This window comes from Streptococcus pluranimalium (assembly GCF_002953735.1).
GTDB classification, from domain to species: domain Bacteria; phylum Bacillota; class Bacilli; order Lactobacillales; family Streptococcaceae; genus Streptococcus; species Streptococcus pluranimalium.
Window position 1 is genome coordinate 1 of record NZ_CP025536.1, and the last position, 16,390, is coordinate 16,390.

Below are 16,390 nucleotides of genomic sequence, written 5' to 3' on the forward strand. Positions count from 1 at the left end.
AGTTGTGGAAAACTTCTTTTCACATTGTGGATTTTCTTTTTAAACTTGTGGAAAACTCATCTTCTTTATGTTAGAATGTTAGCAAGACGAGACTAAAAAAGGAGACAGCTATGACCGAAAATGAACGGATCTTTTGGAATAGGGTTTTAGAATTGGCTCATAGCCAGCTAAAGCAAGCAACTTTTGATTTTTTTGTAACCGATGCAAGATTGATCAAGATTGAACATAATATTGCAACTATCCTATTAGATAGTGAAATAAAAGAACTCTTCTGGCAAAAGAATCTTCAACCATTCACACTAACAGCTGGATTTGAAATTTTCAACGCAGAAATTACAAATCATTACATTTTCTCAGAAGACGAATTACAGCCTAAAACAGCTAACCAGGCTGCTAACTATGGGACAGAAGTCGTTCAAACAACACCTACTTTACCCTATGTTGAATCAAACCTCAATGAAAAATATAGTTTTCAAAATTTTGTTCAAGGTGATGAAAATCGCTGGGCAGTAGCAGCATCTATCGCAGTTACAGAAGGTCCAGGTACTACCTACAATCCTCTCTTCATTTATGGTGGACCAGGATTAGGTAAGACACATTTATTAAATGCCATTGGAAATACGGTTTTGCAGGATAATCCGCATGCTCGTATTCGATATATTACAGCTGAAAATTTCATGAATGAGTTTACCAAGCATCTCAGGCTCAATACCATGGATGAATTGAAAGATAATTTCAGAACACTTGATGTTCTTCTTATCGATGATATCCAATCCTTACCTAAAAAAACCACTAATGCAGGGATCCAAGAAGAATTTTTCAATACTTTTAACGCGCTTCATGTCAATAACAAACAAATTGTTTTAACCAGTGACCGTAATCCTGATCATCTCAATGATTTGGAAGATCGTTTGGTCACGCGCTTTAAGTGGGGATTAACGGTCAACATTACACCACCAGATTTTGAAACAAGGGTAGCAATCTTGACAAATAAAATTCAAGAGTATGATTTTGATTTCCCTACAGAAACCATTGAATACCTTGCTGGCCAGTTTGATTCAAACGTGCGTGATTTAGAAGGCGCTTTAAAAGATATCAGCCTTGTCGCTAACTTTAAAAAACTAAAAGTGATTACAGTTGAAGTTGCAGCTGAAGCCATTAGAGCTCGTAAAAAAGATGGCCCCCAAGTTACCGTCATCCCAATCGAGGATATTCAAACAACTGTTGGAAAATTCTATGGTGTCACTGTTAAAGAAATCAAAGCAACCAAGCGAACACAAAATATTGTTTTGGCGCGTCAAGTTGCTATGTACTTGGCGCGTGAAATGACGGATAATTCTCTTCCAAAAATTGGAAAAGAGTTTGGTGGACGTGACCATTCAACCGTTCTACACGCTTATAATAAGATCAAAAATATGCTGGCTCAAGACGAAGGACTTCGTATCGAACTGGAAAGCATCAAAAATAAAATTAAGTAATTGTGGATAAGTTTCGATTTTTAAGCAACTTTTTCCACAACTTGTGAACAAGTTATACTGATTGATTTTAGTTGCTTTTTAAGACTTTTCCACATTATCAACAGTGCCTATTACTAATACTATATATTATAATTTAGATATAAAGGAGTACCTATGATTTCATTTGCGATTAACAAAGCATTTTTCCTACACGCTCTTAATGCTACAAAAAGAGCTATTTCTACTAAAAATGCTATTCCTATTTTATCAACCATTAAAATTGAAGTTGCAACCTCAGGAATTACTTTAACAGGATCTAATGGTCAAATTTCAATTGAGCATTTCATTTCAGTTGAGAATGACAATGCTGGCTTGTTGATAACTTCTTCAGGAGCCATTCTTTTGGAAGCTGGTTTCTTCATCAATATCGTATCAAGTCTTCCTGATGTCACTCTTGATTTTAAAGAAATGGCTAACTATCAAGTTCAAATCACAAGTGGAAAATCAGAGATTACACTTAAAGGTAAGGATGTTGAACAATACCCACGTCTTCAAGAAGTTGATACTAATAATCCTTTAAGTATGGAAACTAAAACACTCAAACAAGTCATCACAGAAACGTCATTTGCAGCTAGTACACAAGAAAGTCGTCCTATTTTAACTGGTGTTCACATCATGCTTAAAGATAATCAAGTTTTTAAAGCTGTAGCAACAGATTCTCATCGTATGAGTCAACGTCAACTAAATTTAGAGAAAAAATCAGCTGATTTTGATGTTGTTATCCCTAGTCGTTCACTACGCGAATTTTCAGCCGTTTTTACGGATGATATTGAGAACGTAGAGATTTTCTTCTCTTCAAGTCAAATTCTCTTTAGAAGTGAAAATATTAGCTTCTACACACGTCTTCTCGAAGGAGCCTATCCAGATACTGACCGCCTTCTTACCCCTAATTTTGAGACAGAGGTTGTCTTTAAAACAGCCAATCTTCGCCAAGCTATGGAACGTGCTTTCTTGGTATCAAATGCGACACAAAACGGAACAGTAAAACTTGAAATTACAGGTAATGCAGTCAGTGCTCATGTAAACTCACCAGAAGTCGGAAAAGTTAATGAAGAACTTGACGTGGAAGAGTTGTCAGGAAGTGACTTAACCATTAGTTTCAACCCAACTTACTTGATTGAAGCTCTTAAAGCTCTTAAAAGTGAGACAGTACGTGTGCGTTTCCTATCGCCAGTACGTCCATTTACCTTGACACCAGGCGATGATAGCGAAAACTTCATTCAACTGATTACACCAGTTCGTACAAACTAATCTTAACAATCAAACCATTTAGCTGGTCTAAGTGGTTTTTTAAATACAAAATTTGTTATAATAAGCAAACAAGGAGAAGAACCATGTACCAAATCGGAAGTAAAGTTGAGATGAAAAAACCTCATGCCTGTATCATCAAAGAAACTGGCAAAAAAGCCAACTCTTGGGAAATTACGCGCTTGGGCGCAGATATTAAATTAAAATGTACTAACTGTCAGCATCTTGTCATGATGAGCCGTCATGATTTTGAACGTAAACTCAAGAAAGTACTCTCGCAACCAAAATAAGATTGTCAAATCAACATTTTGAAGGCTATGGCAACTATGAGTTACTCCTAAAAGTGCTGGTAAACGAAGCATTAGCCGCCTATACTGATAGTGAAAAAAGAGAGAGGAATTTTTTATCATGATTATTTTTGCGTAATAACTCAAAAAACTGCGAACAGAGAAAAAACTATCACAAGATGCTTTGGCTGAAAAACTTTTTAGCTCTAGATAATCTATTCTCGCAGTAGCTGATTGTTGGCCAAGGGCATATAGAACTTCTTGCGAAACTAATCAGCCTTGCGGCGGTGCGACAACGAAATCATAGATTTCTGTCTTACCGCCAATTGTGAAAATGGTGATGTTACGCCAGATTTGGAGAATTTAATTAAGTTGGCAGAGATACTAGACGTTAGTTTAGATCAATTCATATTAGGCAAAGAACCACAGGTTAAAATTGAGCGAGTAGTCGAAACAAGAGAGACAGATAGGCCAATGACCTTCTGGGAATTTTTATCGGGCTTTTGGTGGATTTTGTTTCCTATATTAGGATTTTTGTCTTGATTTCTGCCATATATCCTTTCAAATGTCTTTGGGTAAAAAGTCTAGAAGATACTAGGCTTTTTCCTTTATTTTCTGCTATAATGGATATGATTGAAAAAAGATAAGGAAGTTACAAACTATGGCTTTAACAGCAGGTATTGTTGGTTTACCAAACGTTGGGAAATCGACACTATTTAATGCAATTACAAAGGCTGGTGCAGAAGCAGCCAACTACCCATTTGCCACTATTGACCCAAACGTTGGGATGGTTGAAGTGCCGGATGAACGCCTTAATAAATTAACTGAATTAGTAAAACCAAAGAAAACTGTTCCAACAACCTTTGAATTTACAGATATCGCCGGTATCGTCAAGGGAGCTTCTCGTGGAGAAGGTTTGGGAAATAAATTCTTGGCTAATATCCGTGAAGTCGATGCTATTGTTCATGTTGTTCGTGCTTTTGATGATGAAAATGTCATGCGTGAGCAAGGGCGTGAATCAGACTTTGTTGATCCGATTGCTGATATTGAAACCATCAATTTAGAGTTGATTTTAGCTGACTTGGAGTCCATCAACAAACGTTATGCGCGTGTTGAAAAAATGGCCCGTACGCAAAAAGATAAAGACTCGGTGGCTGAATTTAACGTTCTGGAAAAAATCAAACCAGTTTTGGAAGATGGCAAATCAGCTCGCACCATTGACTTTACTGAAGAAGAGCAAAAAGTGGTAAAAGGCCTCTTCCTCTTGACCACTAAACCAGTGCTCTATGTCGCTAACGTTGATGAGGATAAAGTCGCAGAACCAGATGATATTGATTATGTCAAATCTATTCGTGAGTTTGCAGCTACTGAAAATGCTGAAGTTGTTGTCATCTCAGCGCGTGCTGAAGAAGAAATTTCTGAACTTGACGATGAGGATAAACTAGAATTTTTGGAAGCGATTGGTCTTACAGAATCAGGTGTCGACAAATTAACACGAGCAGCTTATCATTTACTAGGTCTTGGAACCTACTTCACTGCAGGTGAAAAAGAAGTCCGTGCTTGGACCTTTAAGCGTGGGATTAAAGCCCCTCAAGCAGCAGGAATCATCCACTCAGACTTTGAAAAAGGATTCATTCGAGCTGTGACTATGTCCTATGATGACTTGGTTCAATATGGATCTGAAAAAGCCGTTAAAGAAGCAGGACGCCTGCGTGAGGAAGGAAAAGAATACATCGTTCAAGATGGCGATGTTATGGAATTCCGTTTCAACGTTTAAGATTTTAAAAAAAAGAACCGGCTGGAAGTTACTTCCAGTCCTTTTGTGTTTGTATTGGAGACAAAAATGACAAAATTAATTGTAGGATTGGGAAATCCAGGGTCAAAATATGATCAAACCCGTCATAATGTTGGTTTTATGGCAGTTGACACCATTGTAAAGGAAATTGACTTTAACTTTACAGAAGATAAAACCTTTAAAGCTTATGTAACAAGTGGTTTTATCAATGGCGAAAAAGTTTATTTCATAAAGCCAACCACTTTCATGAATAATAGTGGGATTGCTGTTAAAGCACTATTAACCTACTATAACATTGCTATCGAGGACTTGATTGTTATTTATGATGACTTAGATATGGAAGTAGGAAAAATTCGCTTCCGTCAAAAAGGATCTGCCGGAGGGCATAATGGTATCAAATCAATTATTGCTCATATTGGTACACAAGAATTTGACCGTATCAAAATAGGTATCGGGCGTCCTCAAAATGGTATGACAGTCATCAATCATGTCTTAGGAAAATTCTCACCAGATGAAATGATTACAATTGACAATACGCTTGATAAAGTTGACAAAGCTGTCAAGTATTATTTAAAAAGCGATGATTTTGAAACAACAATGAGAAGGTACAATGGCTAAATTAGGATTAACGGATTTATTAGCACAAAATAAAACCATTCAAAATTGGCTTGGACAGGTAGAAACAGGGCGTCAACTAGTCATGGGCCTCTCTGCTTCTAGTAAGGCTCTGGCTATTGCAACAGCCTTTCAGTATCATCAAGGAAAGATGATTATCGTAACCTCAACCCAAAATGAAGCGGAACAGCTAATCAGTGATTTATCAGCACTATTAGATGAAAAATACATCTATAGTTTTTTTGCTGATGATGTCGCCGCTGCAGAGTTCATTTTTTCATCACTTGATCGTACCTTATCTCGTCTAGAGAGTTTAAACTTTCTCCAGAACGAGACCTCAACAGGTATTTTGGTGACTTCTATTATTGGTACTAAAATACTATTACCAAACCCTAAAGCATACCACAGAGCACAAATAAAGTTGTCAATTGGAGTTGACAAAGAAATTGACAATCTTGTCAAAAATCTATCCCAAATGGGATATGAACGTGTCAATCAAGTATTGAGCCCAGGAGAGTACAGTCGTAGAGGTAACATTCTAGATATTTATGAAGTTACTGAAAATTATCCTTTTAGGATTGAATTTTTCGGTGATGAAATTGATGGTATTCGTACATTTGATAGTGAAAGTCAGAAATCTCTGGATAGTTTAGAAGACGTTACAATTTCACCAGCTACTGACATTATTTTAGAGCAAGGTGATTTTGAACGTGCGACCATTAAACTAGAAGAGGAACTTGACAAGAGTCTCAATGATGACTTGAAAAATTATCTCACTGATGTTTTATCAGTAACAAAAGATGGCTATCGTCATAAGGATATTCGTCGTTTTTTGAGTTTCTTTTATCAAAAAAACTATAGCCTTTTTGATTATTTTACCAAGGGTACGATTCTTTTTGTGGATGATTTTCAAAAGTTGATGGATCGTCATGCTCGCTTTGAAATGGAAGTGGCTAATTTATTGACAGATGATTTACAGCAATGTAAAGCTGTATCAAGTCAGATCTATTTTGCCGATACCTATCAAAGTCTAAGACAATATCAACCGGCAAGTTTCTTTTCGAATTTTCATAAGGGACTGGGGAATATCAAATTTGATGCCCTGCGTAACATGACTCAGTATCCTATGCAGGAATTCTTCAATCAGTTTCCACTTTTGGTAGATGAAATTCATCGCTATCAGAAGCAAAAAGCAACGATTTTAGTACAAGTAGATTCCCAAAAATCTCTGGATAGTCTGCAAGAAACGTTAAAAGAATATAACCTGGAACTTCTCATTACAGATGCTCAGGAGATTATACCTCATCAGGCACAATTCATTATTGGGAATCTATCAACTGGATTTTATTTAGCTGATGAAAAATTAGTTTTAATTACCGAACGTGAGATTTTCCATAAAAAAATCAAACGTCGCGCTCGTCGTTCTAACATTTCTAATGCTGAACGCCTAAAAGATTATAATGAGCTTGAAAAGGGCGATTATGTTGTCCATCAAGTTCATGGTATTGGGAAATTTCTGGGAATCGAAACACTAGAAATAAAGGGTATCCATCGTGATTATCTGACCATTCAGTATCAAAATTCTGATCGTATTTCCTTACCGATTGAGCAGATTGAAAGTCTGTCAAAATACGTTTCAGCTGATGGCAAAGAACCTAAAATTAATAAACTTAATGATGGTCGTTTCCAAAAAACCAAACAAAAAGTTACCAAGCAAGTAGAAGATATTGCAAATGATTTGCTAAAACTATATGCTGAACGCAGTCAATTAAAAGGTTTTGCTTTTTCTCCAGATGATGACAATCAACGAGAGTTTGATGATGATTTTGCCTATGCTGAGACAGAAGATCAACTCCGGTCAATTGCTGAAATCAAAAAAGACATGGAAGCTGACAAGCCTATGGATCGTCTCTTGGTTGGTGATGTTGGATTTGGTAAAACCGAAGTAGCCATGCGAGCAGCCTTTAAAGCTGTCAATGACGGCAAGCAAGTCGCTATTTTAGTACCAACGACTGTGCTAGCGCATCAACACTATGTCAACTTTAAAGAGCGTTTTGACAACCAAGCTGTCAACATTGAGGAACTAAGTCGTTTTAGAAGTAAGAAAGAACAAACAGCTATTTTAGAAGAATTATCTAAAGGTCAAATTGATATCATCATTGGTACCCATCGCTTACTTTCTAAGGATGTCACCTTTTCAGATTTGGGTCTCATTGTCATTGATGAAGAACAACGTTTTGGTGTCAAACACAAAGAGACCTTAAAAGAATTAAAAACTAAAGTTGACGTTTTGACTCTGACAGCAACACCGATTCCTCGTACCCTTCACATGTCTATGCTAGGGATTCGAGATTTATCAGTTATTGAAACCCCTCCAACCAATCGTTACCCAGTTCAGACTTATGTTATGGAAACTAATCTAGGTATGGTTCGTGAAGCCATTTTGCGTGAGTTAGACCGTGGAGGACAGGTTTTTTATGTTTATAATAAGGTTGACACCATTGAACAAAAAGTAGCAGAATTACAAGAACTGGTCCCAGAGGCAAGTATCGGTTTTGTTCATGGGCAAATGAGCGAGATTCAGCTGGAAAATACCTTGTTAGACTTTATTGCTGGAGTTTACGATGTTTTGGTAGCTACAACTATTATTGAAACAGGAGTTGATATTTCTAATGTCAATACCCTCTTTATTGAAAATGCAGACCATATGGGTCTGTCAACCTTGTATCAACTTCGTGGACGTGTTGGCCGTTCTAATCGGATTGCTTATGCCTATCTCATGTATCGACCTGATAAGGTTCTGACTGAGGTGTCAGAAAAACGTTTGGATGCTATTAAAGGCTTTACAGAACTGGGTTCAGGCTTTAAAATTGCCATGCGTGACTTGTCTATTCGTGGTGCTGGTAATATTTTAGGTGCTTCACAAAGTGGCTTTATTGATTCTGTTGGGTTTGAAATGTATTCGCAACTCTTAGAAGATGCCATTTTGAAGAAACAAGGAAAATCGCAAGTGCGTCAAAAAGGAAACGCCGAGCTTAATTTACAGATTGATGCCTATCTACCAATGGATTATATTTCGGATGAACGTCAGAAAATTGAAATCTACAAACGTATTCGAGAGATTGATTCACGCGCTGCCTATGAAGAACTTCAAGATGAGTTGATTGACCGTTTTGGAGAGTATCCTGATCAAGTTGCCTATTTACTAGAAATTGGCCTTGTCAAATCTTACCTTGACAGCATCTTTACAGAACTAGTTGACCGTAAAGAAAATCAGTTGGTTGTTCGTTTTGAAAAAGTCACACAGACCCTCTTTTTAACCCAAGATTATTTTGAAGCCCTATCAAAAACCAATCTCAAGGCTCGCATCAGTGAACACCAAGGAAAAATTGAAGTCATTTTTGATATTCGTAACAAAAAAGATTACGAGATTTTAGAAGAATTGATCCAGTTTGGGCAAGGATTTGCTGACATTAAAGAACGGAAAATGGAAAACAAATAACCAGGCCCCCTTGTCAAAGCCTTTTGACATAAAAATACCTTCATGACAAAGGACTTGTATGGTAAACTAAACTCGAGTTAATTAGACTAAAGTTATCAAGGAGGTCGAAATGAAGTTTCATAATCGCTTAGTTGATTTAAGAAATAGCAAAAAGCTCTCTCAAGAAGAATTGGCTGAGAAACTTTATGTCTCACGACAAACCATTTCCAATTGGGAAAGAGGTAGAACTTACCCTGATATCAACTCACTATTATTGATAGCAACATTTTTCGATGTCTCTTTAGATAATCTAATTAAAGGAGATGTGGACATTATGAAACATCAGGTTGATCAATCGCAATTCAAGAAGTGGCTTATTGTTGGAGGCATTTCTTGGTTTTTATTTTCAGTTGTTGTTCCGACAAGGTATTTGTCTTCTATAGGGGTAGTTGCTCCTATTTTATGGTTATTATCATGTCCAATGATTTACTCAGCTTTTCAGATTTTTTATATCATGAAAAACCGTCAATTACAGACTTATGCTGATATCTTGAATTTTTTAGATCCTAAGAAAAATGCTAAAACAAGTCTTTCTAGTGAACTGTGGTTTGGTATTAGTATTCTAACTGTTATTTTCTTGATTTTCTTTGTAGGGACTGTATGTTCAGCTTTAATATTCTGGTAAGAGAGTTCAGAACTCTCTTTTTATTTTGATGGCAAGTAACATAAGCTCTGCCATTTTCACAAAAAAATGATAGAATGTAAGGGACAGTCTCAAAAGGAGAAGAGTATGCGTTTAGACAAATATTTAAAAGTATCACGAATTATCAAACGTCGTCCTGTGGCTAAAGAAGTTGCAGATAAGGGACGTATCAAAGTTAATGGTGTTTTAGCAAAATCCTCTACAGATTTAAAATTAAATGATGAAGTAGAAGTTCGTTTTGGAAATAAACTCTTAACCGTTAGGGTATTAGAAATGAAAGACAGCACTAAAAAAGAAGATGCTGAAAAAATGTACGAAATCATTAGCGAAAAGCGAGTAGAAGCCAATGAAGAAACCTAATGTTGTACAACTTAACAATCATTATATTAAAGATGAAAAACTAAAACGTCGTTATGAATTGGAAGAAAACGCCAAACGTCATCGCTTTATGGGTGGTTTGTTGCTCATTGTAATGCTTCTTTTCATATTACCAACTTATAATCTCATAAGTAGTTATCATAAGTTACAAGAAAAAAAAGACCGTGTCATCCAGTTAAAAAAGGATTACCAGTCCATTTCTAAAGACGTTGAAGATAAAAAGAAATTAGCTGATAGTTTAAAAGACAATGACTTTGCCGCTAAGTATGCTCGGGCAAAATATTATTATTCTAAGGAAGGGGAGATGATTTTCCCTGTTCCAGACTTATTACCGAAATAATGGAAAATTTAATTGAAACAATCGAGAAGTTTTTACAGTATTCTGATGAAAAACTAGAGGAACTCTCAGCAAAAAATAATGCTTTAAGACAGGTAGAAAGTGAGGAAGAGAAAGATTAAATGAAGAAAATAGTCCTTTTTATGCTACTTCCTTTTTTCTTTCAAACACTTCCGGTTATTAGTACTGAGGTTGATTTACAGCTAACTGATGCCCAAAGGTATCAATTGTCACAGACAGCAGTTTCACCAAAAACTAACTTGCAAATACCTAAAAATCCAGTTTTGAAAACATCAGTCCCAGTTTATAAGGATTCGGATTTAAAAAATCCCGCAAAAACATTATCAGCAGATGATTCATTACAGATTCAATCTATTGAAGTGAATCAATTTGGTTTACCGGTGTTTCACCTAATGGATCAAACTTATATGTTAGCTGACGAAACACTCTATTACCAAGATATTGTATTAAATCAGACAGCAATGTCAGCCACTTATTGGACGCGAAAGATTGATAAGATTTATGATAGTCCTTTTGTTAAAGGGACCAAAGAAGTCACTAAGAAACCTAAGGACTATACACAAGTCATTGTAACTGCCGTAGCCACGACTCATAAAGGTACTTACTATCAATTGGATCAATATGGTTGGGTTGAAGGGCATCTGATTTCCATCCAAGATACTAGAATGGAAAAAGTTCAGGAACTTTTGACTCAAAAATATCAAAAAGCTGACTATGGTATTAGTATTAAACAATTGGAAACGGGACAGATGGCAGGTATTAATGCCGATAAATCCATGTATGCGGCTAGCTTAGCCAAACTACCTATCCTGTATTACACACAAGAAGCAATCAATCAAGGCAAAATTAACAAGGAAACGACGTTTAAGTATACTTCAAAAGTTAATGACTTTTATGGGGCTTATGATCCAAGTGGTAGCGGTAGCCTTCCTAAAAAAGCTAACGACAAAGAATATACTGTCGATGAATTGATGAAAAAAGTTGCTCAACAGTCGGATAATGTTGCTAGCAACATGTTGGCTTACTATGTTACAGATCAGTTTGGAGCAGATTTTCAAAACCAAATGATGGCTATTTCAGGAACATCTTGGGATATGGAAAAACGTGATGTTTCACCAGAAACAATCAACAAAATATTAGAAGCTCTCTATCATCAAAATGGTTTTGTTCTTGATTACTTATCGAAAACGGATTTTGATGATAAGCGGATTTCAAAAAATATTTCAGATAAAGTTTCTCACAAAATTGGGGATGCCTACGATTACAAACACGATGCAGCCATTATCTACACAAAGTCGCCATTTATCATAACCATAATGACCAATAAAGCAAATTATGATGATATAACAGCGATTGCAGACGACATTTATGAGATTTTAAAATGATTACATCAACAGACTTTTTAAACCACGTTCAAGAAAAGCAATTTTTCACCACTCATCAAAAAGTTCTCATAGCTGTTTCAGGTGGAGTAGATTCAATGAATCTACTGCATTTTTTATATGTTTCACGTGAAACACTAGGTATTGCTATTGCTATTGCTCATGTCAATCATCATCAGCGAGAAGCATCCGAGATTGAAGAGAATTATTTAAAAGCTTGGTCGAAAAAACATCATGTTCCCTTTTACTTAGGTCATTTTAAGGGGACGTTTACTGAGAAAAAAGCGCGTGATTATCGGTATTCTTTTTTTAAAACAATCATGGAAAAAGATAACTACACGGCATTGGTGACTGCTCACCATGCAGATGATCAAGCAGAAACGATTTTTATGCGAATCCTCCGTGGAAGCAAGATTCGTTACCAATCAGGTATAAAAGAAAAACAAATCTTTGCTAACGGAGAATTGATTAGACCACTACTAAACTTTTCTAAAAAAGACTTTCCAAATATTTTTCATTTTGAAGATCATAGTAATCAACAAAATGACTATTTGAGAAATCGTATTAGGAATCACTATCTACCCCAACTAAAGCAAGAAAATTCTAACATCAAGCAAGCACTGTTAAAGCATGGTCAAGAAATAGACTTACTAACGGAAGCTTTACAAGATTTAACAAAGGATATAGATAAGCAAAATTGTAACGTTTTTCAGAAACAAACACTGGCTGTTCAACATTTTTTACTAGAAGACTATTTAGCTACTTTTCCTGATTTACAAATTGGACAATTGCAATTTAAACAACTATTGTCTAATCTAAGGAATGACAAGAGCTACGATTTTCCCTTGAAAAATAATTATTACTTTAAAAAAAGTAAGGAACGGTTTAGTATCTCTAAAATCAGTCCAGAGACTGATAGTCAGCCGTCAGAAGTTTTGTTAGAATATGGCTCATTGGTAACTTTAGAAGATTATTTTTTTTGTTATGATGAAAAACAAGAGGACTATGTCGATTCTATTTCGTTACCATCAAAAAATCCAGTTATTCTAAGACATCGTAAACCGGGCGATAGGATTCTGGTTAAAAATATTTCTAAAAAATTGAGACGATTCTTCATTGATGAGAAAATAAATAAAAAAGATAGACAAAAGACAATAATTATTGAACAAGATAAGTCCATTGTAGCAGTGATATGCCAAGGAAAAACATATTTGAGTAATCCTTATTATCATGATATAATGAAAGGCAAATTGTATATTCAAAAAATGTAGAATGGTGAACGATTATGTTAGAACAAGATATTAAAAAAGTTCTTTATTCAGAAGAAGAAATTGTGGCCAAGTCAAAAGAACTCGGTGCGCAATTAACGAAAGATTATGCAGGAAAAAATCCTTTACTTGTCGGTGTATTAAAGGGTGCTGTTCCTTTCATGGCAGAACTCATCAAACATATTGATACCCATGTAGAAGTTGATTTCATGGTTGTTTCTAGTTATCATGGCGGAACAACATCTAGTGGTGAAGTAAAAATCCTTAAAGATGTGGACACTAATATTGAGGGTCGTGATGTTATCTTTATAGAAGATATTATTGATACAGGTCGTACACTTCTTTATTTACGAGATATGTTTAAGTATCGTAAAGCCAATTCTGTTAAGATTGCTACTCTTTTTGATAAACCAGAAGGACGTATTGTTGAGATTGAAGCTGACTATGTTTGCTACAACGTTCCAAATGAGTTTATTGTTGGCTTTGGTTTAGACTATAATGAAAATTACCGCAATCTCCCATACGTAGGTGTTCTTAAAGAAGAAATCTACACTAAATAAAAAGTTAGAAAGTCACTCCGTTTAATGAATAATAAAAACAATAACGGTTTTGTGAAGAATTCCCTACTATATATATTGATTATTGTTTCAGTGGTAACAGCTTTTCAATATTATTTCAGTGGAAGTAATTCTCAAACCCAACGTATTAGCTACTCAAATTTAGTTAAGCAATTAAAAAAAGGTGATGTCAAAACAGTTACCTATCAACCTAGTGGCACTGTATTAGAAGTAACTGGTCAATATAAAAAAGCCAAGAAAGTAAAATCATCTACAGACTTATCCTTTTTAGGTAATGCAAGTCGTGATGTCAAAAACTTTACAAGTACCATTTTGTATAGTGATTCTGCCTTGGATACCCTTCAAAAGGCAGCAGATGATGCAGGCGTTAATATCAAAGTAAAACAAGAGAGCTCTAGCGGAACTTGGATTTCCATCATTATGAGTTTCTTACCCTTGGTCATTGTGATTGCTTTCTTTAGCATGATGATGAATCAAGGTGGCGGTGCTCGAGGAGCCATGAGCTTCGGTAAAAATAAAGCTAAAACTCAAAGCGAAGGTAACGTTAAAGTCCGCTTTTCAGACGTTGCTGGTGCAGAGGAAGAAAAACAAGAACTTGTAGAAGTTGTCGATTTCTTGAAAAATCCTAAAAAATATAAAGCACTTGGAGCACGTATTCCTGCAGGTGTCTTATTAGAGGGTCCTCCAGGTACTGGTAAAACTCTTCTTGCTAAAGCTGTTGCTGGTGAAGCAGGCGTACCTTTCTTTAGCATTTCAGGATCTGATTTTGTTGAAATGTTTGTTGGCGTTGGTGCTAGCCGCGTTCGCTCATTGTTTGAAGATGCTAAAAAAGCTGAACGAGCAATCATCTTTATTGATGAAATTGATGCTGTTGGTCGTCGTCGTGGCGCCGGAATGGGCGGTGGAAACGATGAGCGTGAGCAAACCCTTAACCAATTGTTAATTGAGATGGATGGTTTTGAAGGCAATGAAAGTATCATTGTTATTGCTGCGACAAACCGTAGCGATGTTCTTGATCCAGCACTTTTACGTCCAGGACGTTTTGATCGTAAGGTTCTTGTAGGACAACCTGATGTTAAAGGACGTGAAGCTATTTTACGTGTCCATGCTAAAAACAAACCATTAGCAGATGATGTTGATTTGAAAGTTGTTGCTCAACAAACACCTGGATTTGTCGGTGCAGATTTAGAAAATGTCCTTAATGAAGCTGCTCTTGTTGCTGCTCGTCGCGATAAAAAGGTCATCGATGCTTCAGATATTGATGAAGCTGAGGATCGTGTTATTGCAGGACCTTCTAAGAAAGATAAGTCAGTATCACAACGTGATCGTGAGTTGGTAGCTTTCCATGAAGCGGGTCATACCATTGTTGGTTTAGTCCTCTCAAATGCCCGTGTGGTTCATAAGGTTACTATTGTACCTCGTGGTCGCGCAGGTGGTTACATGATTGCCCTTCCTAAAGAAGATCAAATGCTTCTTTCTAAAGATGATATGAAAGAGCAATTAGCAGGACTCATGGGTGGACGTGTTGCTGAAGAAATTATCTTCAACGTTCAAACGACTGGTGCCTCTAATGACTTTGAACAAGCTAGTCAAATGGCTCGTGCTATGGTAACGGAGTATGGTATGAGTGATAAACTTGGACCTGTTCAATATGAAGGTAGCCATTCAATGATGACTGGACAATTATCCCCAGAAAAATCATACTCGCCAGAGACAGCACAGATGATTGATGATGAAGTCCGTGCCCTCCTTAATGATGCTCGTAATAAAGCAGCAGATATCATTAATGAAAATCGTGAAACCCATAAATTAATTGCAGAAGCGCTTCTCAAATATGAAACATTGGATGCTGCTCAAATTAAGTCAATCTATGAAACAGGAAAAATGCCTGAAGAAACAGATGATGAAAAGGAAGCACATGCATTATCATACGATGAGATCAAAGAAAAAATGACAGAAGAATAAGATTACTATCCTAACCCTGAAAAGTTTAGTTGGAAAAGCACTCCTTGCTATCTGTTAATGATGACTAAGGCGACCCGTTTCCGGGTCGCCTTTTTGGCTTTCGAAAACCACTAGCTGTGCTAGTGGTTCAAAAGAGCTTCCAGCGTGGTAACAAAAAAACTCCTAAAGTGATAAGATAGAAATGGTTTCGCCGCCACTCTATCATAATCACAAAGGAGGTACCTCATGAGAGAGGATAATCAAAGTTTATCACATACTACGTATAATTGTAAATATCACATTGTCTTTGCACCAAAATATCGTCGCCAAATTATTTATGGTCGTTACAAAGCTAGTATCGGAAAAATCATACGCGATTTGTGTGAACGAAAAGGAGTTGTTATTCATGACGCTAATGCATGTTCCGACCATATTCATATGCTTGTAAGTATGCCTCCAAAGTAAGTGTTGCCAGTTTTATGGGATATTTGAAAGGCAAAAGTAGTTTTATGATTTTTGACAAACATGCTAACTTAAAAGACAAGTATGGTAACAGAAAATTTTGGTGTAGAGGTTATTACGTTGACACAGTTGGTCGAACTCAAAAAGCGATAACTGAATATATTCGCAATCAACTACAAGAAGATATCGTAGCAGATCAACTAACATTATTTGAGATAGTAGATCCATTCACAGGAGAATCAAATAAAAGAAAGTAATGAGGGTGCTTTAGCACCTGCTCGGGAAAGTGGTACGCGAGGAAGCTATTTCAGTGGGCCTTTGGCCCTGGCCGGTAAGAGCGACTTACAGCCGCAGAGCAAACCACCAGTTCACAC

At 36.3% G+C, this 16,390-nt stretch carries 15 protein-coding genes and 1 pseudogene; all 16 read left to right on the plus strand.

The annotated features are described in order from the left end of the window. Positions 1-110 precede the first annotated feature (110 nt). Positions 111-1,478 carry a chromosomal replication initiator protein DnaA gene (gene dnaA, locus C0J00_RS00005; RefSeq protein ID WP_104967019.1) on the plus strand — a complete coding sequence of 456 codons (1,368 nt, stop codon included), beginning with the start codon at positions 111-113 and terminating at the stop codon, positions 1,476-1,478. A gap of 153 nt (positions 1,479-1,631) precedes the next feature. Beyond that, positions 1,632-2,768 carry a DNA polymerase III subunit beta gene (gene dnaN, locus C0J00_RS00010; protein WP_104967020.1) on the plus strand — a complete coding sequence of 379 codons (1,137 nt, stop codon included), beginning with the start codon at positions 1,632-1,634 and terminating at the stop codon, positions 2,766-2,768. Positions 2,769-2,851: 83 nt separating this feature from the next. Then, positions 2,852-3,055 carry a DUF951 domain-containing protein gene (locus C0J00_RS00015; protein ID WP_104967021.1) on the plus strand — a complete coding sequence of 68 codons (204 nt, stop codon included), beginning with the start codon at positions 2,852-2,854 and terminating at the stop codon, positions 3,053-3,055. Between the two features lie 351 nt (positions 3,056-3,406). Continuing rightward, on the plus strand, positions 3,407-3,595 hold the full coding sequence (locus tag C0J00_RS10420; RefSeq protein ID WP_233995849.1) for a hypothetical protein: 189 nt from the start codon (positions 3,407-3,409) through the stop codon (positions 3,593-3,595). A gap of 118 nt (positions 3,596-3,713) precedes the next feature. Further along, a complete protein-coding gene (ychF, locus tag C0J00_RS00025; RefSeq protein ID WP_104967022.1) occupies positions 3,714-4,829 on the plus strand; it encodes a redox-regulated ATPase YchF in 1,116 nt (371 codons plus the stop codon). 66 nt (positions 4,830-4,895) lie between these two features. Then, a complete protein-coding gene (gene pth / locus C0J00_RS00030; RefSeq protein WP_104967023.1) occupies positions 4,896-5,465 on the plus strand; it encodes an aminoacyl-tRNA hydrolase in 570 nt (189 codons plus the stop codon). After that, on the plus strand, positions 5,458-8,964 hold the full coding sequence (gene mfd / locus C0J00_RS00035; protein ID WP_104967024.1) for a transcription-repair coupling factor: 3,507 nt from the start codon (positions 5,458-5,460) through the stop codon (positions 8,962-8,964). Before pth ends, mfd begins: the two co-directional genes overlap by 8 nt. A 109-nt stretch (positions 8,965-9,073) precedes the next feature. Continuing rightward, entirely contained in the window at positions 9,074-9,628 is a 555-nt protein-coding gene (locus tag C0J00_RS00040) for a helix-turn-helix domain-containing protein (protein ID WP_104967025.1), read from the plus strand. A gap of 105 nt (positions 9,629-9,733) precedes the next feature. Next, positions 9,734-10,006, plus strand: coding sequence for an RNA-binding S4 domain-containing protein (locus C0J00_RS00045; protein ID WP_104967026.1), 273 nt, complete (start codon positions 9,734-9,736; stop codon positions 10,004-10,006). After that, on the plus strand, positions 9,993-10,364 hold the full coding sequence (locus C0J00_RS00050; protein WP_104967027.1) for an FtsB family cell division protein: 372 nt from the start codon (positions 9,993-9,995) through the stop codon (positions 10,362-10,364). Before C0J00_RS00045 ends, C0J00_RS00050 begins: the two co-directional genes overlap by 14 nt. After that, positions 10,364-10,483: an SP_0009 family protein gene (locus tag C0J00_RS00055; protein ID WP_104967028.1), complete on the plus strand. Its 120-nt coding sequence runs from the start codon at positions 10,364-10,366 to the stop codon at positions 10,481-10,483. Before C0J00_RS00050 ends, C0J00_RS00055 begins: the two co-directional genes overlap by 1 nt. Continuing rightward, positions 10,484-11,767 (plus strand): serine hydrolase, encoded by a 1,284-nt coding sequence (locus C0J00_RS00060; RefSeq protein WP_104967029.1) that lies wholly within the window; start codon positions 10,484-10,486, stop codon positions 11,765-11,767. Next, complete coding sequence (gene tilS, locus C0J00_RS00065) at positions 11,764-13,035, plus strand: tRNA lysidine(34) synthetase TilS (RefSeq protein ID WP_104967030.1); 1,272 nt, start codon at positions 11,764-11,766, stop codon at positions 13,033-13,035. The genes C0J00_RS00060 and tilS overlap by 4 nt, the downstream gene beginning before the upstream one ends. A gap of 14 nt (positions 13,036-13,049) precedes the next feature. Further along, a complete protein-coding gene (gene hpt / locus C0J00_RS00070; RefSeq protein ID WP_104967031.1) occupies positions 13,050-13,592 on the plus strand; it encodes a hypoxanthine phosphoribosyltransferase in 543 nt (180 codons plus the stop codon). A gap of 24 nt (positions 13,593-13,616) precedes the next feature. Beyond that, entirely contained in the window at positions 13,617-15,575 is a 1,959-nt protein-coding gene (ftsH, locus tag C0J00_RS00075) for an ATP-dependent zinc metalloprotease FtsH (RefSeq protein WP_104967032.1), read from the plus strand. Positions 15,576-15,800: 225 nt separating this feature from the next. Then, positions 15,801-16,273: pseudogene (gene tnpA / locus C0J00_RS00080) on the plus strand (IS200/IS605 family transposase). The last annotated feature ends 117 nt before the right edge of the window (positions 16,274-16,390 follow it).